This window comes from Cytobacillus praedii (genome assembly GCF_001439605.1).
Classification (GTDB): domain Bacteria; phylum Bacillota; class Bacilli; order Bacillales; family Cytobacillaceae; genus Cytobacillus; species Cytobacillus praedii.
Map to the genome: position 1 here is coordinate 33,939 of NZ_LMBX01000011.1, position 20,018 is coordinate 53,956.

Below are 20,018 nucleotides of genomic sequence, written 5' to 3' on the forward strand. Positions count from 1 at the left end.
CTATGGGGAGTTTTTAAAATGAAACATGTAAAATGCGAATGCGGACACGTGAATCCGCATGGAACCATTCTTTGTGAAGCATGTGGAAGAGTTCTTCAGGAATCGGAAAAGGAAAAGCAACTTGTTGATATGCGCTATGAAGGCAGTGCACGCCGCTCGCAAACGTACAACAAAACAATCGTAGATAAAGTCTGGAATTTCTTTTCATCTGTAAAAGTTGGCGTTTGGCTAATTGTTATCACATTAATTGCCTCAGCGCTCGGCACAATTTTTCCGCAAGAAATGTATATTCCACCTATTATGCCAGCCGCAGAGTATTATGAGGATCAGTACGGATGGATAGGGAAGCTTTATTATGATCTAGGTTTTCACAACTTATATAGCTCCTGGTGGTATCTTGTATTAATCGCCTCTATTGGTATTTCGCTGGTGATTTGCAGCCTTGACAGGGTTATTCCACTATGGCGTGCATTGAAAGCTCAGCGTGTTTCAAGGCATGAAGGTTTTTTAAAGCGCCAGCGCGTCTTTGGCGTCTCAGAGGCTAGCAATCTTGATGAATCCTATGAAAAGGTAAAAGAAAGATTAAAAGCAAAGAGATACAATATCCGTGAAGAAGATGGAAATATCCTTGCAGAAAAGGGCAGATTTTCAAGATGGGGACCTTATGTAAACCATATCGGACTTATTATCTTCTTAATCGGTGGAATGCTTCGGTTTGTTCCAGGCATGTATATAGATGAAGTCCTTTGGGTTCGTGAAGGGGAGACGAAAGTCATTCCAGAAACGGATGGACAGTATTATTTAAAGAATAATAAGTTTATTCTAGAAGTTTATGATAAAGATAAAGATAACCAAGCGTTTAGTGAAGCAATTGAGGAAAAAGGAATGGTAGCAAAAAACTACCAATCGAATGTAACCCTTTACAAGAAGAAAGGGGAAACAGTTGCTGGACAACCGCCTGAACTTGAGAAAGTAAAGGATTATCCAATTAAAGTAAATGAACCGCTTAAGTTCGAAGGGTATGCACTCTATCAAGTTAGCTATAAATTAGATGAATTAAGCAAAATGACTTTTACATTGGGCAATAAGAAGTCAAATGAATCATTTGGTGAAGTAAAAATTGATTTGAATGACCCGAAAGATCGCTATGATCTTGGCAATGGGTATGCTGTAGAAGTAGTAAGCTATTTCCCTGACTTTGAATTTGATGACAGCGGGGAGCCGGTAACAAAATCGAAAGTTCCAAACAATCCTGCATTTGTATTCAAAATGATTACTCCTGATAAAAAAGAAGGTGAAATCAGTTTTGTAGCTATTCAGCAAACAATTGAGCCATTTGGTGATAATGAATATAAAATGAATTTTTCTGGTATTGATACGAAAAATGTTTCCTCTATTACCGTTCGAAAAGATTTAACTCTATGGCTTATCGCATTTGGCGGACTTATCTTTATGATAGGGGTTGCTCAAGGATCCTATTGGAATCATCGGCGTATATGGATTCGCAGAGTAAATGATGAAGTCTGGATTGCTGGACATACGAATAAAAACTGGCATGGTCTAAAAAGGGAAATCCAGGCTGTATTAGAGGATACTGGAATCAAGGAACCTGAAGATCAAATGCAGAAAGAAGAAAATAAAGAATAAGGAGGGAAATCAGTGGTAAGTTTAAGCGGAAATTTATTATTTGCCTCATTTATCCTTTATTTAATCGCCACTGTCTTTTTTGCTGGATCGATTAAGGATAAAAAAGGAAAGTTAAAAGAAAAGGGCCCGAATAAATGGGCAAAAATAGCAATTTTTATTACAATTATCGGGTTTATTTCTCAGTTAGGCTATTTTATTACTCGCTGGATTGTGGCTGGGCATGCTCCGGTAAGTAATATGTTTGAATTTGGTACGTTTTTTGCACTATCATTAGTCGGTGCATTTATCGTTTTATACTATATGTATAAAACGCCATTGCTCGGTGTATTTACCTTACCTGTAGCATTGCTGCTAATCGCATTTTCAAGTATGTTTTCACGTGATATATCGCCGCTTATCCCGGCACTTCAAAGCCATTGGCTATATATTCATGTTACAACGGCAGCTTTGGGTCAAGCAATTTTAGGGATGAGCTTTGCAGCAGGTCTTATCTATCTTGTTAAGGCAATTGACCAATCAAAACCAAGTAAACGTACTTTTTGGCTTGAGACAATCATGTTTGGTCTCATTTGTACCCTTGGATTTGTACTAGTTACAACTACATTTTCGTTATTAGATTATAAAGCTGAGTTTAATTGGATCGATAAGAACGGACAACAATTAAAACAAGAATATACAATGCCTGCAATCACTGGCCCGAATGAAGGTGAATTATTAACAGCAGGAAAATTTGAGCCGCTAGTAGAAATGCCTGGCATAATTAATGCGAAAAAGCTGAATACAGTAGTTTGGTCATTATTGTCAGGAACTATAATTTACTTATTATTTAGATTGATTATCCGTAAACGTGTAGGAGCTGTATTGCAGCCAGTAGTGAAAAATATTAAACTAGATTTAGTGGATGAAATTGGCTATCGATCGGTGTTAATAGGTTTCCCAGTATTTACTTTGGGAGCATTAATATTTGCTATGATCTGGGCGCAGATTGCTTGGACACGATTTTGGGGATGGGACCCGAAAGAGGTATGGGCACTGATAACATTCCTTTTCTATGCGGCTTTTCTGCATTTGCGATTATCTAAAGGATGGCATGGGGAGAAGTCAGCATGGCTGGCTGTTGTAGGATTTGTTATTATCATGTTTAACTTTGTTGCGGTAAACCTTGTTATTGCTGGTTTGCATTCCTATGCAGGTTAAGCGTGCAATTGGAATAATGACTAAGATAGAAAAAGTATGGACTTAATTTGGACAAAAGCCTTCACTTCACGTTAGTGAGGGCTTCTTTTAAGATATTTTGGGGGATATATGATAAGAGGGGGAATTGAGTTATGGATAAAGATGTAAAAATTTTAGTAGTAGACGATGAAGAAAGAATTCGGCGATTATTAAAAATGTATTTGGAAAGGGAAAACTATTTCATAGACGAGGCTGAGGATGGGAATGAAGCGGTTGCAAAGGCATTAGGAAATGAGTATGATGTCATTCTGCTTGATTTAATGATGCCTGGGAAAGATGGACTTGAAGTATGCCGTGAGGTAAGAGAGAAAAAAGCTACACCAATCATCATGTTAACAGCCAAAGGGGAGGAAGTTAACAGAGTCCAAGGTTTTGAGGTGGGCACGGATGATTATATTGTGAAGCCGTTTAGCCCAAGAGAGGTTGTTCTGCGTGTAAAGGCATTGCTTCGCCGTTCATCCAAGACATCTTTCATTCAAACAGAAACAACAGCGAAGGATGTTATTGTCTTTCCACATTTAACGATTGATCATGATGCACATCGAGTATTAGCAGACGGAAAAGAAGTAAGTCTTACTCCGAAAGAGTATGAATTGCTCTACTTCTTAGCAAAATCCCCAGATAAGGTTTTCGATCGGGAACAATTACTTAAAGAAGTCTGGCATTACGAGTTTTTCGGTGACTTAAGAACTGTCGATACACATGTGAAGCGCTTGCGTGAAAAGTTAAATAAGGTATCAGAACAAGCAGCAAAAATGATTGTAACTGTTTGGGGAGTAGGCTATAAGTTTGAGGTTATTAATGAATGATGCTGTGGCGCAGTGTTGTAGGTAAACTGTGGATTACCATACTTTTGCTTGTATCTTTTGTGTTATTTATATTGACAATTATGCTCCTAGAGTTCTTTGAAAATTATCATATCAATGAAACTGAAAAAGGGCTTACAGATACTGCGCAAAAAATTGCTCGGATACTGGAGGAGCATGAAAAAGAAATAGGGCTGGAAATTGCTTGGGAATTGGTTGATGACTATACGAAAATTGTTATCATTCACAATGAAAATGAATATGATTATTCACCTAATAAAAGCCAAACGTTTAAGTTGCCTTTGTCGTATTTAACAGAAGATAAAGATTTACAAAAGGTATTTACAGAAAAGAAAACAGTTCAGAAGATTTCCCCCTTTTCTATTAAAGAGGAATTGGACAACGATAAGACAAAAATACTAATTATCGGTGTTCCTTTACAAGAATCAGGGAATAAAAATGGGGCTGTTTTTATATACCAGTCTTTAGAGGTTATGCAGGAAACGACCCGTACGACAACAAAATTTATTTTTCTCGCAGCGGGCGTAGCCATCATTTTAACAACAATTTTTGCCTTTTTCTTATCAACTCGGATTACTGCCCCACTCCGTAAAATGCGGGAGGCAGCATTTGAAGTGGCGAGGGGAAAGTTTGATACAAAAATTCCTTTAACCTCTCATGATGAGATTGGTGAATTGGCAATTGCCTTCAACCAAATGGGAAAACAGCTGAAATTTAATATGAATGCTTTAAGTCAGGAAAAAGAGCAGTTTGCTAGTATATTAAGTGGGATGGCAGATGGTGTTATTACTTTTAATAGGGATGGTACGATTCTAATCACTAATCCTCCTGCAGATCGATTCTTGCATAACTGGTATTATGAACAAGAGGAAAGCAATACGGATACAGCTGCTGTTCCTTCAAAGGTTATGGAGCTTTTCCAGCAGGCAGTTAATACAGAAAAAGAACAAGTTGGTGAAATCTCTATTCAGGGAAGATTCTGGGTGATGATTGTAAGTCCGCTTTATGATAATAAATATATACGTGGTGCGGTTGCAGTTATTCGTGATATGACAGAAGAAAGACAGCTTGACAAACTTAGGCAGGATTTTATCGCGAATGTTTCGCATGAACTCCGGACTCCTATTTCTATGATGCAAGGGTATAGTGAAGCCATTGTAGATGATATTGCTGGGACAGATGATGAAAAGAAAGAAATGGCCCGGGTTATTTATGATGAATCCTTAAGAATGGGCAGGCTAGTCAATGAACTGCTTGATCTTGCAAGAATGGAAGCTGGTCATATTCAATTAACAATTGAAGAGGTTGAAGTTCAAACTTATTTTCAAAAAGTTATTCGGAAGTTTCAAGGGCTGGCAAAAGAGAAAGGGATTATGCTGGAACAAGAGCTTGAGGGAACCGAATCTTGGTTTAAATTTGATCCTGATCGATTAGATCAAGTATTAACCAACCTGATTGATAACGCGATTCGCCATACACCAGAAAAGGGATTTGTAAAAGTCTCTGAACGAATGGATGAACGCGGCTTGATTATTGAGGTGAAAGACTCGGGTTCAGGTATTCCAGAGGAGGATTTGCCCTTTGTGTTTGAGCGGTTTTATAAAGCGGACAAAGCGAGAACAAGAGGAAGATCAGGTACTGGATTAGGACTCGCTATTGCCAAAAACATTGTCAATGCACATAAAGGTCAAATTACAGTGCAAAGTAAACTTGGTCAAGGAACGACATTTTCTATCCTTATTCCTCGAAAAAACGAATAATATCGCATTCTATGCCGATTGTTCTTGATACACGGGAAACATAGAAAAGCGGAAGCGCCTTGATCATCGCCGTACAAACTGGAAGGGCCGCGACTGAGATAAAGGAAACACGAAGAGCAAAAGCGATTCGATGTTGACTTATCGTAGGGAGGGAACCTGAAGTTTGAAAGGCGATAGGCGCTGAAGCTAGACAATACCCAATGAAAAGCGGAAGCGCCTTGGTCATCACCGTACAAACTGGGAAGGGCCTGTTCTTTCGATAAAGGAAACACGGTGAGCGAGAGCGAACCGATGTTGACGCAATCGTTGCGGAGGGGACCTGAAGTTTGATAGGCGATAGGCGCTGAAGCTAGGTAATTCTCATCTTTTTAAAACAAATGAATCATGCGCAAATACAAAAGGAAGGATTCCTGAGAAAATCCTTCCTTTTTTGTATGGAAAATACTATATTTAAAGGTGTAACTTTTTCATTTTTTTATTCGACTAAATTAATGAACGGGGAGGGGAATCGATGGACTCCGTTTTTGATGAATTATATAGAAAATATCATCATGACGTTTTTCAATTTCTTTTTTATATGGTCAAAAACAAAGAACAGGCTGAAGACCTTGTACAAGAGGTATATATAAGAGTTTTAAAATCGTATGAAAGATTTGAAGGGAAAAGCAGTGAAAAGACATGGCTTTTTTCGATTGCCCGTAATGTGGCAATTGATTCCTTTCGTAAACAAAAAGGATGGAAGCAAAGAATATTAGAAAAGTTTGATTGGTCTACTTCTCAGGTTAAGGATGACCAGCCCATACCTGAGGATATCGCGGTGCAAAATGAGGAGATTCAGCAAATTTACAGGTGTTTGGACCAGTGTACGGTTGATCAGCGACTTGTCATTGTTATGAGATATATTCATGAGTTTTCAATTTTGGAGACTGCTGAGGCATTAGGGTGGACAGAAAGTAAGGTAAAGACGACTCAGCACCGAGCATTAAAAATATTAAAAAAACAGATGGAGGAAATGATGGGAAAGGAGGGGATGGAAAATGAAAAAGTCAGAATGGAGCGATAAACAGCTTGAAGATTTATTAAGCCAAATGCCAAAAATTAAAGATGAACGCGATCCTCATGAAATATACCAAAATATTACCGTGCGGATGAATAAGAGAAAACAGCGCGTATGGGTCATGCCTACAGCTGCAGCTGCTTTAGCTGCTGTTCTATTTTTTATTCTTGTCCCTAACCTTTTTAATTGGCAGAACTCAGAAGAACAGGTGGCAGATCTAGCAAATCAATCAAAGTCCTCTCAAAAAATTTCCATGAAGGAAGATGCTGATATACAAGAAGCAGAGGAAAAAGTAAGCATAGAAGAGGAAAGTGCGATTCCTTTTACAGCAGAGGAGAACCCTGAGGAGCAAGATGAGATTGGGATTAGATCAATGGATGTGGATGATTCAGCAACGGCTGTATATGAAGAAGATATTGGCGGGATGGAAGTATTGACTTATGCGATACCTGATGAAAATGCAATGTTGGCTGTGCCAGTTAGTGTCCTTGTAGCAAAGAGAGAAGATAAAACCAAATTCGATCTTTTTGAAGAGAATATGATGACTTTGAATGAAAAAGAATGGGGACTAAAGGATTATTTCCCATTAAAAGCGGAATTTTCTCTTGATGAGCAAAGTAACGTCCTAACAGTCGATTTTCCTGCCGACCATCCATATAGAGACGGTTCAGCATCTGAATCAGTTTTTAATGACGCACTAAGCTACACGCTGTCTTCTTTAGATATTAGTGAAATTAAGTTTACGACTGATGGAAAGCCTGGAATGGACCTTGGAAATAGCGGGTTTATTGAAGAATTTATACCTGAGTATGGAAATCATGCGTATTATTTTTATTATCCGAATAAGACGGAAACTAAGCCTTATATTGTTCCGTATGGAGAACAGCTAAGTTCAATTAGCGAAGCATTTGCGGCTATGAAAGAAAACCAGGATAAAGCAAAATTAACTGCTTCAATTCCTGCTGATATAAATTTTGAAACAGAGGTAAACCAAGAAGAAAAGAAATTGATTATTCGTTTTGGAGAAGGATCGGATATTAAAAACGATCAGCCTACATTGCATACAATTGAGGCTATTCTCTTAACAGCTAAAGACTTTAACTACCAGGCTGTAAAAATGGAGAATGCGAATGTGGAGATGGTGGGACGATTTAATTTAGATAATGAAATTAAAGTGCCAGTTGCAGCTAATAAGCGTAGCTTACCATAAGGATAGTGGAGACTTCAGTATAAATAAAGACTGATAAAAGAAGATGAGCCAATGGCTTGTCTTCTTTTTTTGTAATAAACATAAGGTCATCAACATAAGGTGAATATGGCAGGAATTAAAGGAAGAAGAGGAGCGGGGAGCAAGGTGGATTATATCAAACGTTTTATTATTGCAATCATCATGGTATTATGTGTCAGCCTGTTGTTTATTGGCGGAAAAAATACAAGGGCACATACAGCAGAATTAATAGATGCACCATGGGAAATTGATCATTTTATTTCATAGAATATATGATTTGCTAGTCTGTAGCCTTCAAAGTATAATAGGTAAAAATTAGGGAGGCGACAAAGTGCTTACAGATTATCATAATCATTTGGAAACAGGTACTTTAAGTTTAGACTATTTACGGCAGTTTACAGATATGGCAAAACAAAGAGGAATCAATAGCTTTGGTATTTCAGAGCATGCCTATCATTTTTATCAGACTGCAGATATTTTGCAGAACCCATGGGTAAATGCGCGGCGTTATTATGATATGAAGGATTATGTAAGACTGTTTCAACAAGCATGGTCAAATGAGGTAGATGTAAAAATGTCGATCGAAATGGATTATACTCCAGGTAAGCATGAGGAAATGAAGCGATTCATTCAAGCGTATTCCTTTGATTATGTGATCGGTTCCATCCACTGGATAGGAGATTTTGGCATTGACCTTTCTGATTACAAGCATGAATGGGAAAAAAGGGACATTTATGAAATTTACAAACAGTATTTTGACCAGGTTGTTACGCTTGCCCAGTCCAATTTGTTTGATATTATTGGACATATTGATTTAGTAAAAATATTTAAATATATGCCGGAGAATGAGGAGTTTCTTTTAGAACAGTATGAGCGTGCTACAGATGCTTTAGCCGAATCTAAGACATGCGTTGAAATAAGCACAGCAGGATTAAGAAAACCAGTGGGAGAACTATATCCAGATAAACGGCTGTTAGAAAAATGCTTTGCAAAAAATATTCCGATTGTATTATCATCAGATGCTCATTTCCCGGAGCATGTGGGTGCGGACTTTGATCAAGCCATCGCATTGGCAAAAGATGTTGGATATACATCCATCATGGTGTTTTCAAAAGGTGAACGACAAGCATACCCACTCGGATAATACAAGCGGAAATGCGCAAGGCCATAGATCAGCATTAGGAATAGTTCAAGCCAGTCGGCTCTGAGAGGCGTGGAATGACCAAAGGGTGCAGGCGGCTGCTTAGAGTTGTAACTAGTAGCATGAAGATTTGAGTAATAGGCTCTCTTCTGATAGACAATAGCTTATACTCGTGCAATGTAACTTCAGCCTAGGCATTCCTTGTATTAGAGAGCTAAATGTAGACAAGATCATCAAAATTTTATAATGGATAAATAGAAAAGGATGACTCAACCAGTAAGCCATCCTTTTCTATTTATCCTGTTACAGTCATTCGATTGATAGAAACAATATCATCAAGCTTGGTTAGTAATGCCAATGTGTCATCCTCTAATGGCCTATCAAAAGAAAGAACCATAATGGCCTCGCCGCCCACTTCTTTTCTTCCAACCTGCATGGTGGCGATATTGATGGATTGATCACCCAGTATTTTTCCAACACGGCCAATGACTCCTGGTCGATCCATATGGTGAATGTAAAGGAGGTTTCCTTCTGGAAGAAAATCAATATTAAATCCGTTTAAATAAACGATACGAGGACCGTAATGCTCAATATATGTTCCTCTAATTACAAATGAATGCTCTTCACCCTTGGCAGTTACAGTAATGCAGTTAGCATAGCCGTAAGCATCTGCCGATATTTTCTCTCCAACCGTGATTCCCCGTTCTTTAGCTGTCAGAAAGGCATTTACTTCGTTTACATTAACAGCGATTCTATTTTTAAAGAAGCCTGCTAAAGCTGCTTTCGTCAAATAGGAAGTTTCCAATTCAGCAACAGTTCCTGAATATGTAATTGATATTTCATGTATCCCTTCTTTTATGCATTGAGATATAATAGAACCCATTTGTTTGGAAATTTGGTGAAATGGACGAATTTTTTCAAAAATATCTTTTGAAATAGCAGGTAGATTAATAGAGTTTGAGACTGGGTTATTTTCTAGAAATAATCGTACTTCTCTTGCTACTTGGGTAGCTACATTTAGCTGAGCTTCCTTTGTTGAAGCACCTAGATGAGGAGTGGCAATGACGTTTTCAAATTTAAACAGCGGATTTTCACCTGGAGGTTCCGTTTCAAAGACGTCGAGAGCTGCCCCAGCAACATGACCAATCCCGATATATTTTGCAAGTGCTTGTTCATCAATAATGCCTCCGCGTGCGCAATTAAGAAAAAAAACACCCTTTTTTGTTTTGCTTAAAGCCTTCTCATTAATCATGCCTTTTGTTTCAGCTGTTAACGGGGTGTGAACAGTGATAATGTCTGCATCTTGTAACACTGTGTCAATGTTGCATGATTCAACTCCAAGCTTTGCAGCGCGTTCTTTAGTTAAAAATGGATCAAATACTTTAATCATCATGCCAAATGCTTTTGATCGTTTAGCAAGCTCCGTACCAATTCTTCCCATTCCAATAATGCCTAATGTTTTTCCGTAGAGTTCAGTACCAAGATAATTATTTCGTTTCCATTCCAAATTTTTGACTGTTTGATGTGCTTGGGGAATATTTCTCATCATGGAGGCCATCATGGCAAATGTGTGTTCAGCAGTAGAAATTGTATTTCCATCAGGAGCATTAATGACAACGATGCCTTTGCGTGTTGCAGCTTCCACTTCAATATTATCAACACCTACACCAGCGCGGGCGATAATTTTTAGATTTGGCATCTTGTTTAATAATTCATTGTTAACCTTTGTTGCACTTCTTACAAGTAAGGCATCAATGTTTTCTAAGTTAACTTCTGGATCCGAGGCTTTTTTTTGAATAATCAGAGCATTTTCCATTTCTAATAACGGCTGCAGACCTTCTTTGCTAATTGCATCAGCAACTAAAATAGTAAACATGTACACACCCCATATGGAAATAATTTTCAGATAATTTTACAAGACAGAGAGACATCTGTCAATTCAATAAATATCCTCATTTTATTTGTAAGCGTTTTCTATTGTGGGATTTGAAAGATTGCCATTTTTAGTCCGGATAATGGCAAAGTTAAAGCCTTTTCTTTTTAATTGTTTTCGAGTATAATATTATTTGTATAAAATTATACGGTCTATCTTCGGGGCAGGGTGAAATTCCCGACCGGCGGTGATGAGTGTTAATTACTCTAAGCCCGCGAGCCTATAAAAGCTAAAGTAATGATTCAATGAAAGCTTAGCAGTAAATGCTGATGATATCTTTGGATATACTTTAATTTGGGGCAGGATTTGGTGCAAATCCAAAGCCGACAGTACAGTCTGGATGGGAGAAGATGGAGGTTCTGCAGACGTTCAAAGATGCAGGTTGTTTGAACGTTTATTTAGTGAGCCTTTGTAATCTCCCTCAAGTGATGAGCTTGGGGGTTTTCTTTTGCTTGGGCTTTTTAATACTGCTGAACCTTTCTTCTTTAGGAGAGATAGTCCTAACAAGGAGAGAGGAACATGAAAAAACTTACGGTTAAAGCTTTAGTTGGAATTGGAATGCTAAGCAGCATTTCATACATTTTGATGCTATTAAATTTCCCGTTACCGCCATTTCCAAATTTTTTAATGATTGACTTTAGCGATATACCTGCATTGATTGCTGCGTTAATCTTTGGTCCAGTAGCAGGGATTTTAGTTGAACTAATAAAGAACATATTGGATTACTTTATGACTGGAAGTGCAACTGGCGTACCAGTAGGCCATATTGCAAATTTTGTAGCGGGTATCCTGTTTGTAATACCGACATATTTCGTGTTTAACAAACTAAAAACAAAAAAAGGGATGACATTCGGATTAGTAATTGGCACTTTTATTATGGCTGTGATCATGAGTGTATTAAATTACTTTATCATTTATCCTGCATATACCCTCTTTTTGAATATGCCGGCAATGTCTGCTCCAGAAATACGGACAGTCGTTGTCACAGCTATTTTGCCGTTTAATATAGTAAAAGGGTTATTAATTACTATTGTATTTATGCTATTGTTTACGCGCATGAGTCCTTGGATTAACAAACAAGGTTCATATAAGAATGCGATCTAATATAAAAAAGAAAGCAACGGCCTGCACCGTTGCTTTTTCTATAAAATAAAAAAACTCCCTTTTAATAAAAAAGGGAGCAGTAGCGTTCACTATAAAAGTAACTATTCAAATTTAAGTGGATCTCCATCGAATGAATCATCAGCAACTTTAATGGAATCAGTTGGACAGCCTTCAAAAGCATCCATCATGTCGTCGATTAATACATCTGGAATCTCAACAATTCCTTGGTTATCATCTAGTGTAACGAATGCAATGCCTTCGTCATCGTAATCATAAATGTCTGGTGCAGCAGCTCCACATGCCCCACATGCGATACATGTTTCTTTGTCAACAATTGTATACTTTGCCATGAAAAAACCTCCCAAAATTTAAAACAAATATTCTGATATTTTTTGAAGATTAAAACGTATTCCTCATACCTATTGTAAAACTGAATGGTCAACATTTCAATAGAAAAAGTATTGAGAATGCTTATCACACCAAGTTTGAGCCGATTTCCTATAAATGTGAGATTTAATCAGACTCAAAATTTTAATTCATGATAAAATAATAGGGAATAGAAAGTTCCTATCATATAAGAAACCAAATTTTTAAAGAAAAATAGAATTATTTTAACTATTGAAAAGTTAAAAATCCAAGGCTGTGTGATATGATGAAAAATTCTTTTCTATCTATGATTATTTTGTACTGTTTACATAAAATTAATGGGGAGCGGACAGTATATTCCATTCTTCATCTATTGAATGGAAAGAAATCGTCGCAAACCATTCAAGATGCTCATTTTTTTCATTTAACGTCCTTTTTCTGTACGTTTCCGTTACTAAAAAGAGTAGAATTAGAAATGCTCATTGACCTTCTGAAGAAGCAGGGATTCATTTCACAATATAAAGAGCAGAGTTATTATGTGACACCCGTGGGTGTAAAGCGACTTAGTGAGTACTTTAAATCAAATCCTATTCCAGCAAATTTGAATGGCTGGAAGTATCATAATTTAGCAGTTGTTTTTTGGGAGAGACTTTCACTTGCTGTTCAAGTGATCTCTCAGCTGAAAAATCACAATTCTAAATATTTGCCCATTCAAAAGAGCAAGGAACTTCATCAGTGGTTAAAAGATTACTTATATAAACGGAAGCTTAGCAAAGATGAATTAGCAGATCAGTTATACGATGAACTTGTGGGATGCTTAGAAACAATAGACGATTTGGATCCGTCTATACTTGTGAAGAGATTAACAGGCTATCAAATAATTGGACTAACTGAGTCTCAGGCAGCTGATCAATTTGACATGGACGTAGACGCTTATCACATACAATTTCTTGGTCTCCTTCATTATATGCTGGAAAGAGTAGGAACGAAACAAAGGGACTTTCCGCTTCTTAGTTATATGATAGAGGATAAAAAAAGGGATGCTTCTCTAACTGAATCAAGCCATCGAACGTTGAATCTGTTACAGTCCGGATACACACTTGATGAAATTGCACATATGCGGAATCTGAAAAAGAACACGATAGAAGATCATCTCGTCGAAATCGCTTTGAATATTCCTTATTTTGATGTATCTGCCTTCGTAAATTTAGATAAGCAGCAGAAAATTAAAAAGGCAATAAATTCAGTAACATCGAAACAGCTTAAACATATTCGTGAACTTGTCCCAGATGCAGATTATTTTGAAATCCGTTTAGTTTTAGCACAAGGTGGTGAAAAGAAGTGAAGCTGGAAGAGCATTTGAAACAGTATTTTAACTACACCGCTTTTAGAACTGGACAAAAGGAAGTAATTTCCTCCATATTAGACGGCAATCATACAGTAGCGATGCTGCCTACTGGAACTGGAAAATCATTATGTTATCAGTTGTCAGGCTATTTGTTAAATGGACCAGTTGTCATTATTTCTCCATTGTTATCTCTAATGCAGGACCAGACGGAACAGTTAATGATGAACGGGGAAAAGAGAGTGATTGCGTTCAATTCTTTTTTAACATCAATGGAGAAAAACCAGGCCTTATCTCAATTGGACACGTATAAATTTATTTTTCTTTCTCCGGAAATGCTGAAATCTGACTTTATTTTGAATAGACTGAAGGAGCTTCAAATAGCACTTTTTGTCATTGATGAAGCACACTGTATATCTCAGTGGGGGTATGATTTTAGACCTGATTATTTGAGGCTTGGGGATTTCAGAAGAGAATTAGGAAACCCCTTAACCCTTGCTTTAACTGCAACAGCAACACAAGAGGTAAAGGAAGAAGTCATATCTTCGCTAGGTTTAATAAAATGGAATGAATATATTTATTCGGTAGATCGTCCGAACATTGCGTTAGCTGTTGAAGTCGTTGATTCTTATCAGGATAAATCTGATCGATTAGTGGAGCTGGTACAAACTCTTGAAGGACCGGGGATCGTTTATTTTTCCAGTAAAAAAATGGCTGAAAAGATGGCCATTCAATTAAAACGATATGGGACCAATCGGGTGATGGCATATCATGGAGGGATGGAGCAGGAGAATAGGGTTCTTATTCAACAGCAATTTCTCCATGACCAGTTGGATGTCATTTGTGCTACTAGTGCATTCGGGATGGGGATTAACAAAGAAAATATTCGTTATGTGATTCATTTTCATATGCCGCTTCAGCTTGAATCCTATTTGCAGGAAATTGGAAGAGCAGGCAGGGATGGGCTGAAAAGTATTGCTCTTCTTTTATATTCTCCTGGAGATGAGCAGCTCCCATATCAGCTTGCTGAGGGAGAACTGCCAAGTAAGGAACAGCTTGATTTTGTCTATCGCTTGCTTGAAGAGAATAAGGATTTAATCAAAGATTTAGCTGAACGTGATAATGAGGTGAGAAGTCTTTCTGGCTTAACAGAGATTCAATGGAGGTTAGTGGAGGATTATTTATTTAGGAACACGGACAAGCCTGTTCAACAAAGATTTGAGCAATTAAAAGACTTTATTAATGAGCGTCTTCAGGTGAAGAGGAAAAAAATTAACGAAATGCTTATATGGACTCAGACACAATTAAATGGCTGCAGAAGAAAAAATATCTTGAAGTATTTTGAAGAAGACAAGACAATAGAGATAAATGATTGCTGCGATCAATGTGGAATTGATTTAACTGTTTTTTATTCGAAAACAGATAATCACAAATCTGCCGATAATTTTTTTGATTGGAAAAAACATTTGGCAAAAATTCTTTTAGTAAGTGAGCGAGACTGATGAAGAACAATTATGCTGATATGATTAAAGAAATTCCTGCTAAACAGCTATTATTCCATCTCTATTTCACCCAATTGATCCTATTAACGATTTCATTTATTTTAGGTATCTTTTTATTTGATAATTTTTCTGAGTTTCTTAACCTGTTTCAGTGGAATGATACCCGCATATTGTTAATTGGTGGAGTGGCTGGTATAGCAGTGGTCTTGCTGGACCTTATTTTAATGAGGATCCTTCCGGCATCTTATTATGATGATGGGGGTTTAAATGAGAGAATCTTTTGTAACCGAAATATCATACACATCGCATTCATTGCAGCAGTAGTTGCCATCTGCGAAGAAGTATTATTTCGGGGCATTATCCAGACGCATGTCGGATTAGTGTTCTCTAGTATTATTTTTGCTATCGTTCATTATCGCTATTTATTTAACTGGTTTTTATTTGTAAATATTATTGTTTTAAGCTTTTTTATTGGTTATCTTTTTTTACTAACGGGGAATTTATGGGTAACCATTTTTATGCATTTTATTATAGATTTTTTACTTGGCATACTTATAAGGAACCGTAATAACAAACAGGAAGGGATGTTCAATGAATAGAGAAGATCCTTACAGAGATCAGGCTGAACGGCTTAGGAAGAAAATTGAGAAAAATTCAGATAATGAAAATGAACCGGTTAAAGAAAAATTGCCGCCGAGGAGCAGGCTTCACCACCAGAAAAAAAAGAAAAACAAATGGAAAATAAAGTATCCTGTCATTAGTTTACTTGCTTTATTTTTTATCTTGCTGCCAATAGCGGTTTTAAGTATTTATCATTCTTTGAATGGCGATAGCCCGAGAAGTTCTGAAAAGGCGAGCACAACCAATTCAGGTTTTGAAACGGTAGGCTATGAAAATAAAAAAGACAAAGAGACCGTGATAGAAGTAAAAGAGGATCCTCCGAATACAAAAGATGACGCAGCTAAAAATAATAATCAGGCAGATTCTGATTCTTCTATCCCAACTCCAAGGGATCCAGTTAATGGCGACGAAAATGATAAAGGTTTGCCGGAAACCTCAAAAGAATCCGAAAATCAATCAAATCAAGAACTGCCAAAAGAACAAGAAGAACAAAAAGAGGAAGCAGCAGTCACTTATCATACAGTTAAGTCAAATGAAAATTTGTTTCGTATTGCTTTAAAGTATTACCAATCTCAAGATGGTGTTGAAATTATAAGAAAGGCGAATAATTTGAACGGTACCGACATTCATGTCGGCCAAGTATTAACGATTCCCAAGAAGTAATTTTCCAGCCTCCTTAATCATATCCCTGCGTACAAGCTCATATAGTAGGAGTATAGTGAGCTGTATGGGCTTTACGAGGAGGGGGAAAATGGAATCATCGATTAAAATGCTTGATGAAAGAACGGATCAAGCAACAAGAAAAATGCTTCAAAAGGTAGTAGAAAGAAAAAGAAAGTTTGATAATTTTAAGCGCCGACATCTTTATGTGATGTGGGCAACGGTTTTTATAACCTTCTTCTATTTACTTTATATTAATCAAACAGTGATTGAACCGTATTCCTACTCCTTTGCTGCCATGTTTTCTGCTTATGTGAATAATTCAGCTAATTTATATTTAATTGTTTTCACAGTCGGATTGTATGGGTTAATGAATTTATTAAAAGCCAAAAGAGAAAAAGCAGAGAAGGAATACCATGCATTAAGATGTGAAATCATTGATAAAAGCAAGGATCTCTGGAAAAAGGAAGAGGAATGGAAAAACAGGCATCTTGTTTTTGACATGATGAAAGCAAATTATGATATTAATCTTTTTCATGAAAATAAATAAACTAGAAAAGAAGCATGGTGAATTGCTTCTTTTCTAGTCTATTAAAATATTCTCTTTTTACCTTGTTCATCTTTCAGAATTTCAACGGCCTCTCTAAAGCGCTGGGAATGTATAATCTCTCGTTGTCTTAAAAAGCGTAAACTATCATTTAAATCTGTATCGTCACTCATATTGATAATCCATTGATAGGTAGCTCGAGCCTTTTCTTCCGCAGCAATATCCTCGTATAAATCCGCGATCGGATCTCCTTTTGCTTGAATATACGTAGCAGTCCAAGGGACACCGCCCGCATTTTCGTAGTAAAGGGCATTATCGTGATTTGCGTAATGTGCACCTAACCCTGCGGCCTTCATTTGTTCTGGTGTGGCATCTTTAGTTAGCTTAAATACCATTGTGGCAATCATCTCTAAATGAGCAAACTCTTCTGTTCCGATATCTGTTAAAAGTCCTATCACTTTATCTGGAATCGTATACCTTTGATTTAAGTATCTTAATGCAGCTGAAAGTTCTCCGTCCGCTCCCCCGTATTGTTCAATCAAAAATTTTGCAAGCATTGGGTTACAAGTACTGACTCGAACAGGATATTGTAATTTCTTTTCATAGACCCACATAGAACCCCTCCTTATCTAATGGCGATTGGTATAACCAGTAGCACCTAGGGTTCGAATCATAAGTCAAACCGTCAAGAAGGTTAAAAAAAATAAACTTCATCCCGGTACGTCTTATGCTTATCGACCCAGAGCATAAAGCAAAACGCCCTAGAATAATCATCGTAGGAACAAGTAGCTGTAAGGTTGATTCGAAGATACAAAGGCTATTAAACTTGCCAAGGCCATGGGGCATCGTCCCAATCCCACGGGGTGCCTGAATAACTGTGACCGAAGTGCATAAGTGGACCAAATTGACTTTCATATGCCTTCCTTAATTTTTTCCTCTCACTGACGTAATAGTTAAATTGCTTAATTGCTTCTTCATCCCCATTATGTGTGTCAAGGTATAAATTGAGTTCAACTAAAACGAAGTCTACAGCCTGGAGCTGTTCCAAAAGCTGATAATATTCTGCTGGCAGCTGTTTCATGACTGTCCCCCCTTTACTTTCTCATAAGGACTGAAATATGGGTCATAGAATGGTTTCCATAGTGTTCCAGCTCTTAAAGCCTCCATCGGAGAGAATTGAGGGAGATTTGGAGGCTGAAACCCCATGTAAAGATTAGGGGGAGTGGAGTAGGTCTTTACTTTAATGGGTTTGCATGGATCGAAAGGGCTGATATAGGGGTAGTAAGTTTTATTAGGTGTAAACATGTAATCCCTCCTTTGTAAGTAGGTCATTCAATCATATGTATAAAATTTTGCTTTCATGTTTATTTTAAAAAGGGTTTTGCAGTTTCGTGTAGAATACTAAATTTGTAGCTGTAAATAATACTTAGAGGTGATAATAATGTTTGTGAAAAGCGTTATGATTCCAAAATATAAGAGTTATACGATTGATCACGACAAGACCGTTAAGGAAGCCCTTGGAAAATTAGAAGAGCATCAAATTGATGGGTTACCAGTTATAGATGGGGATTCCTATGTTGGGATTGTTACACGATACGGAATTTATGAAAATTACTTTAAAGCTGAACAAACAAAGGAAGATTATTTACAGAATACTCAAGTGAAGGAAATTGCGACCCATAAAGAACATTATTTACGTGGGGATGAAATATTTGAACACACGCTTATTGATTTGAAAGATTTCCCATTGCTTGCTGTGTTAGATGACAACCAAAAGTTTTTGGGGGTCGTGACACGTTATGACGTTCTTGCTCAATTTCAATCTGCTTTTGGAATGAATAAGCCAGGCATTCGAATTGCTTTTACTTCTTCTGAAACGGAAGGGAGACTAGCTCGTTTAGCAGATATTTCCCAGCAATTCCACGAACAAATTATCTCACTCGTTACTTTTGATGAAACAGATCGGCTGATCAGAAGAATCGTCATGAAAATTGAGAAGAAAGACAATATAGACAAGTTTATCGAAAAGCTCGAAGGTTCAGGTTTTCGTGTTCTTGATGTAAAGGAAAGCTAGCATTTAAGCGGTAAATGGGCTGCCCCTCTCACACATTTATTATGGGAGGGGTTTTTTTGTTTCGTGCATGTGTTATTCTTTTTAAAGAGTGAAAAAAGCTAGGAATTTTGAGCAGGAGGAAATATGGGATATTTGTTCTTAGTTATATTTATCTTATTAATTGGACTAATTATTTATATGGTAAAGGAGGCCTTTGCTAATCGTGTCATATATAAGGAGATTACATTTTCTGATTTTCCCGAAACGTTTGGTGAAGTGAAGCTGTTTTTTATTTCTGATATACATAAAAGAGTAATTTCTGATCAAATTATACAGGAAGTTCAGCATTCGAAAGCGGATATTGTAATAATTGGCGGGGATTTAGCAGAAAAAGGTGTTTCTTTTGAAAGAATAAAAGAAAACCTCCTCAAATTGAAGACGCTCGGTGATGTTCTTTTTGTGTGGGGCAATAATGATTATGAGTTGGACTATCGGTATTTAGATGCACTATTGCTCGATTGTGGTGTGAAAATTCTCGATAATACTGCTGCATTTTTTGAATCAGCTGAAGGTGAGCGGCTGATTTTTATGGGTATTGATGATATTAGCTTAAAAAGAGATCGCTTAGATCTTGCATTAACAGATGCAGGCACGGATGAAGGGTTTAGAATCATGGTAAGCCATAATCCGCAAGTAGTCAGCAGAATAAAAAATGAACATCAGATAAGACTTGTTTTAAGCGGCCATACCCACGGAGGGCAAATTCATATCTTTGGATACAGTCCATATGAAAAAGGAAAACTAAAAAAAATGAAGCAGACGACTCTGTTAATTAGTAATGGGTATGGAACAACCGCTCTCCCGCTAAGATTAGGTGCTAAAGCTGAAACGCATCTTATTACCTTAAAGAGAGGTTAATCTCGCTCCTTGTTATGGCTTTCATTTGCAAATAAAGTATTAGCCGTTTAGTAATATGCGTGGACGACTCACA

Annotated in this window: 21 protein-coding genes and 1 riboswitch; of the genes, 16 read left to right on the forward strand and 5 right to left on the reverse strand. The window is 37.2% G+C overall.

Annotated features, from left to right (window positions below; all coding sequences use genetic code 11):
* The first annotated feature begins 18 nt into the window (after positions 1–18).
* From resB to ASU02_RS13165, 8 genes are all read left to right on the forward strand, one after another.
* Positions 19–1,647, forward strand: a complete 1,629-nt coding sequence (resB, locus tag ASU02_RS13130) for a cytochrome c biogenesis protein ResB (protein WP_057764293.1) — start codon at positions 19–21, stop codon at positions 1,645–1,647.
* A gap of 12 nt (positions 1,648–1,659) precedes the next feature.
* Entirely contained in the window at positions 1,660–2,844 is a 1,185-nt protein-coding gene (gene ccsB / locus ASU02_RS13135; RefSeq protein ID WP_057764295.1) for a c-type cytochrome biogenesis protein CcsB, read from the forward strand.
* Positions 2,845–2,975: 131 nt separating this feature from the next.
* Positions 2,976–3,692: a response regulator transcription factor gene (locus ASU02_RS13140; RefSeq protein ID WP_057764297.1), complete on the forward strand. Its 717-nt coding sequence runs from the start codon at positions 2,976–2,978 to the stop codon at positions 3,690–3,692.
* Positions 3,689–5,470 carry an ATP-binding protein gene (locus ASU02_RS13145; protein ID WP_057764299.1) on the forward strand — a complete coding sequence of 594 codons (1,782 nt, stop codon included), beginning with the start codon at positions 3,689–3,691 and terminating at the stop codon, positions 5,468–5,470. Before ASU02_RS13140 ends, ASU02_RS13145 begins: the two co-directional genes overlap by 4 nt.
* A gap of 511 nt (positions 5,471–5,981) precedes the next feature.
* The gene (gene sigX, locus ASU02_RS13150) at positions 5,982–6,533 is read left to right on the forward strand and encodes an RNA polymerase sigma factor SigX (protein WP_057764301.1); all 552 of its coding nucleotides are present in this window, start codon (positions 5,982–5,984) and stop codon (positions 6,531–6,533) included.
* A complete protein-coding gene (locus ASU02_RS13155; RefSeq protein ID WP_057764303.1) occupies positions 6,508–7,737 on the forward strand; it encodes a GerMN domain-containing protein in 1,230 nt (409 codons plus the stop codon). The genes sigX and ASU02_RS13155 overlap by 26 nt, the downstream gene beginning before the upstream one ends.
* 105 nt (positions 7,738–7,842) lie before the next feature.
* Positions 7,843–8,022, forward strand: a complete 180-nt coding sequence (locus ASU02_RS13160; protein ID WP_057764305.1) for a hypothetical protein — start codon at positions 7,843–7,845, stop codon at positions 8,020–8,022.
* 64 nt (positions 8,023–8,086) lie between these two features.
* Positions 8,087–8,899, forward strand: a complete 813-nt coding sequence (locus ASU02_RS13165) for a histidinol-phosphatase (RefSeq protein ID WP_057764307.1) — start codon at positions 8,087–8,089, stop codon at positions 8,897–8,899.
* A 292-nt stretch (positions 8,900–9,191) separates the two neighbouring features.
* Here the strand turns inward: ASU02_RS13165 and serA are convergent, their stop codons facing one another.
* Entirely contained in the window at positions 9,192–10,772 is a 1,581-nt protein-coding gene (gene serA, locus ASU02_RS13170; protein ID WP_057764309.1) for a phosphoglycerate dehydrogenase, read from the reverse strand.
* Positions 10,773–10,979: 207 nt separating this feature from the next.
* Positions 10,980–11,185: riboswitch (FMN riboswitch) on the forward strand.
* A 163-nt stretch (positions 11,186–11,348) separates the two neighbouring features.
* Here serA and ASU02_RS13180 point away from each other — a divergent pair.
* Entirely contained in the window at positions 11,349–11,933 is a 585-nt protein-coding gene (locus ASU02_RS13180; RefSeq protein WP_057764313.1) for an ECF transporter S component, read from the forward strand.
* Positions 11,934–12,034: 101 nt separating this feature from the next.
* On the opposite strand, the gene ASU02_RS13185 is transcribed toward ASU02_RS13180, so the two are convergent.
* Complete coding sequence (locus ASU02_RS13185) at positions 12,035–12,283, reverse strand: ferredoxin (RefSeq protein WP_053476845.1); 249 nt, start codon at positions 12,281–12,283, stop codon at positions 12,035–12,037.
* Between the two features lie 302 nt (positions 12,284–12,585).
* Between ASU02_RS13185 and ASU02_RS13190 the strand changes: the two genes are divergently transcribed.
* The 5 genes from ASU02_RS13190 to ASU02_RS13210 all read left to right on the forward strand — a co-directional run bounded on the left by ASU02_RS13190 (position 12,586) and on the right by ASU02_RS13210 (position 16,977).
* On the forward strand, positions 12,586–13,644 hold the full coding sequence (locus tag ASU02_RS13190) for a helix-turn-helix domain-containing protein (protein WP_057764500.1): 1,059 nt from the start codon (positions 12,586–12,588) through the stop codon (positions 13,642–13,644).
* Positions 13,641–15,146 (forward strand): RecQ family ATP-dependent DNA helicase, encoded by a 1,506-nt coding sequence (locus tag ASU02_RS13195; RefSeq protein ID WP_057764315.1) that lies wholly within the window; start codon positions 13,641–13,643, stop codon positions 15,144–15,146. The genes ASU02_RS13190 and ASU02_RS13195 overlap by 4 nt, the downstream gene beginning before the upstream one ends.
* Entirely contained in the window at positions 15,146–15,745 is a 600-nt protein-coding gene (locus ASU02_RS13200) for a CPBP family intramembrane glutamic endopeptidase (protein ID WP_057764318.1), read from the forward strand. The genes ASU02_RS13195 and ASU02_RS13200 overlap by 1 nt, the downstream gene beginning before the upstream one ends.
* Positions 15,738–16,430, forward strand: coding sequence for a LysM peptidoglycan-binding domain-containing protein (locus ASU02_RS13205; RefSeq protein ID WP_057764320.1), 693 nt, complete (start codon positions 15,738–15,740; stop codon positions 16,428–16,430). The genes ASU02_RS13200 and ASU02_RS13205 overlap by 8 nt, the downstream gene beginning before the upstream one ends.
* An 88-nt stretch (positions 16,431–16,518) precedes the next feature.
* Positions 16,519–16,977 carry a YpbF family protein gene (locus ASU02_RS13210; RefSeq protein ID WP_053476841.1) on the forward strand — a complete coding sequence of 153 codons (459 nt, stop codon included), beginning with the start codon at positions 16,519–16,521 and terminating at the stop codon, positions 16,975–16,977.
* Between the two features lie 41 nt (positions 16,978–17,018).
* On the opposite strand, the gene ASU02_RS13215 is transcribed toward ASU02_RS13210, so the two are convergent.
* The 3 genes from ASU02_RS13215 to ASU02_RS13225 all read right to left on the reverse strand — a co-directional run bounded on the left by ASU02_RS13215 (position 17,019) and on the right by ASU02_RS13225 (position 18,279).
* Positions 17,019–17,588: a manganese catalase family protein gene (locus tag ASU02_RS13215; protein WP_057764321.1), complete on the reverse strand. Its 570-nt coding sequence runs from the start codon at positions 17,586–17,588 to the stop codon at positions 17,019–17,021.
* A 206-nt stretch (positions 17,589–17,794) separates the two neighbouring features.
* The gene (locus ASU02_RS13220) at positions 17,795–18,055 is read right to left on the reverse strand and encodes a spore coat protein CotJB (RefSeq protein ID WP_057764323.1); all 261 of its coding nucleotides are present in this window, start codon (positions 18,053–18,055) and stop codon (positions 17,795–17,797) included.
* Entirely contained in the window at positions 18,052–18,279 is a 228-nt protein-coding gene (locus ASU02_RS13225) for a spore coat associated protein CotJA (protein WP_057764325.1), read from the reverse strand. The genes ASU02_RS13220 and ASU02_RS13225 overlap by 4 nt, the downstream gene beginning before the upstream one ends.
* 136 nt (positions 18,280–18,415) lie before the next feature.
* On the opposite strand from ASU02_RS13225, the gene ASU02_RS13230 reads away from it, so the two are divergent.
* Together ASU02_RS13230 and ASU02_RS13235 are read left to right on the forward strand one after the other, a co-directional pair.
* A complete protein-coding gene (locus tag ASU02_RS13230; protein WP_057764327.1) occupies positions 18,416–19,048 on the forward strand; it encodes a CBS domain-containing protein in 633 nt (210 codons plus the stop codon).
* A 123-nt stretch (positions 19,049–19,171) separates the two neighbouring features.
* Entirely contained in the window at positions 19,172–19,945 is a 774-nt protein-coding gene (locus tag ASU02_RS13235; RefSeq protein WP_057764329.1) for a metallophosphoesterase, read from the forward strand.
* Positions 19,946–20,018 lie beyond the last annotated feature (73 nt).

Excerpts from the sequence above, each read along its gene's own strand:
- resB (WP_057764293.1), top strand. The coding sequence starts at position 19 with ATGAAACATGTAAAATGCGAATGCGGACACGTGAATCCGCATGGAACC.
- ASU02_RS13140 (WP_057764297.1), top strand. The coding sequence starts at position 2,976 with ATGGATAAAGATGTAAAAATTTTAGTAGTAGACGATGAAGAAAGAATT.
- ASU02_RS13145 (WP_057764299.1), top strand. The coding sequence starts at position 3,689 with ATGATGCTGTGGCGCAGTGTTGTAGGTAAACTGTGGATTACCATACTT.
- sigX (WP_057764301.1), top strand. The coding sequence starts at position 5,982 with ATGGACTCCGTTTTTGATGAATTATATAGAAAATATCATCATGACGTT.
- ASU02_RS13155 (WP_057764303.1), top strand. The coding sequence starts at position 6,508 with ATGAAAAAGTCAGAATGGAGCGATAAACAGCTTGAAGATTTATTAAGC.
- ASU02_RS13160 (WP_057764305.1), top strand. The coding sequence starts at position 7,843 with ATGGCAGGAATTAAAGGAAGAAGAGGAGCGGGGAGCAAGGTGGATTAT.
- serA (WP_057764309.1), bottom strand. The coding sequence starts at position 10,772 with ATGTTTACTATTTTAGTTGCTGATGCAATTAGCAAAGAAGGTCTGCAG.
- ASU02_RS13180 (WP_057764313.1), top strand. The coding sequence starts at position 11,349 with ATGAAAAAACTTACGGTTAAAGCTTTAGTTGGAATTGGAATGCTAAGC.
- ASU02_RS13185 (WP_053476845.1), bottom strand. The coding sequence starts at position 12,283 with ATGGCAAAGTATACAATTGTTGACAAAGAAACATGTATCGCATGTGGG.
- ASU02_RS13190 (WP_057764500.1), top strand. The coding sequence starts at position 12,586 with ATGAAAAATTCTTTTCTATCTATGATTATTTTGTACTGTTTACATAAA.
- ASU02_RS13200 (WP_057764318.1), top strand. The coding sequence starts at position 15,146 with ATGAAGAACAATTATGCTGATATGATTAAAGAAATTCCTGCTAAACAG.
- ASU02_RS13205 (WP_057764320.1), top strand. The coding sequence starts at position 15,738 with ATGAATAGAGAAGATCCTTACAGAGATCAGGCTGAACGGCTTAGGAAG.
- ASU02_RS13210 (WP_053476841.1), top strand. The coding sequence starts at position 16,519 with ATGGAATCATCGATTAAAATGCTTGATGAAAGAACGGATCAAGCAACA.
- ASU02_RS13215 (WP_057764321.1), bottom strand. The coding sequence starts at position 17,588 with ATGTGGGTCTATGAAAAGAAATTACAATATCCTGTTCGAGTCAGTACT.
- ASU02_RS13220 (WP_057764323.1), bottom strand. The coding sequence starts at position 18,055 with ATGAAACAGCTGCCAGCAGAATATTATCAGCTTTTGGAACAGCTCCAG.
- ASU02_RS13225 (WP_057764325.1), bottom strand. The coding sequence starts at position 18,279 with ATGTTTACACCTAATAAAACTTACTACCCCTATATCAGCCCTTTCGAT.
- ASU02_RS13230 (WP_057764327.1), top strand. The coding sequence starts at position 18,416 with ATGTTTGTGAAAAGCGTTATGATTCCAAAATATAAGAGTTATACGATT.
- ASU02_RS13235 (WP_057764329.1), top strand. The coding sequence starts at position 19,172 with ATGGGATATTTGTTCTTAGTTATATTTATCTTATTAATTGGACTAATT.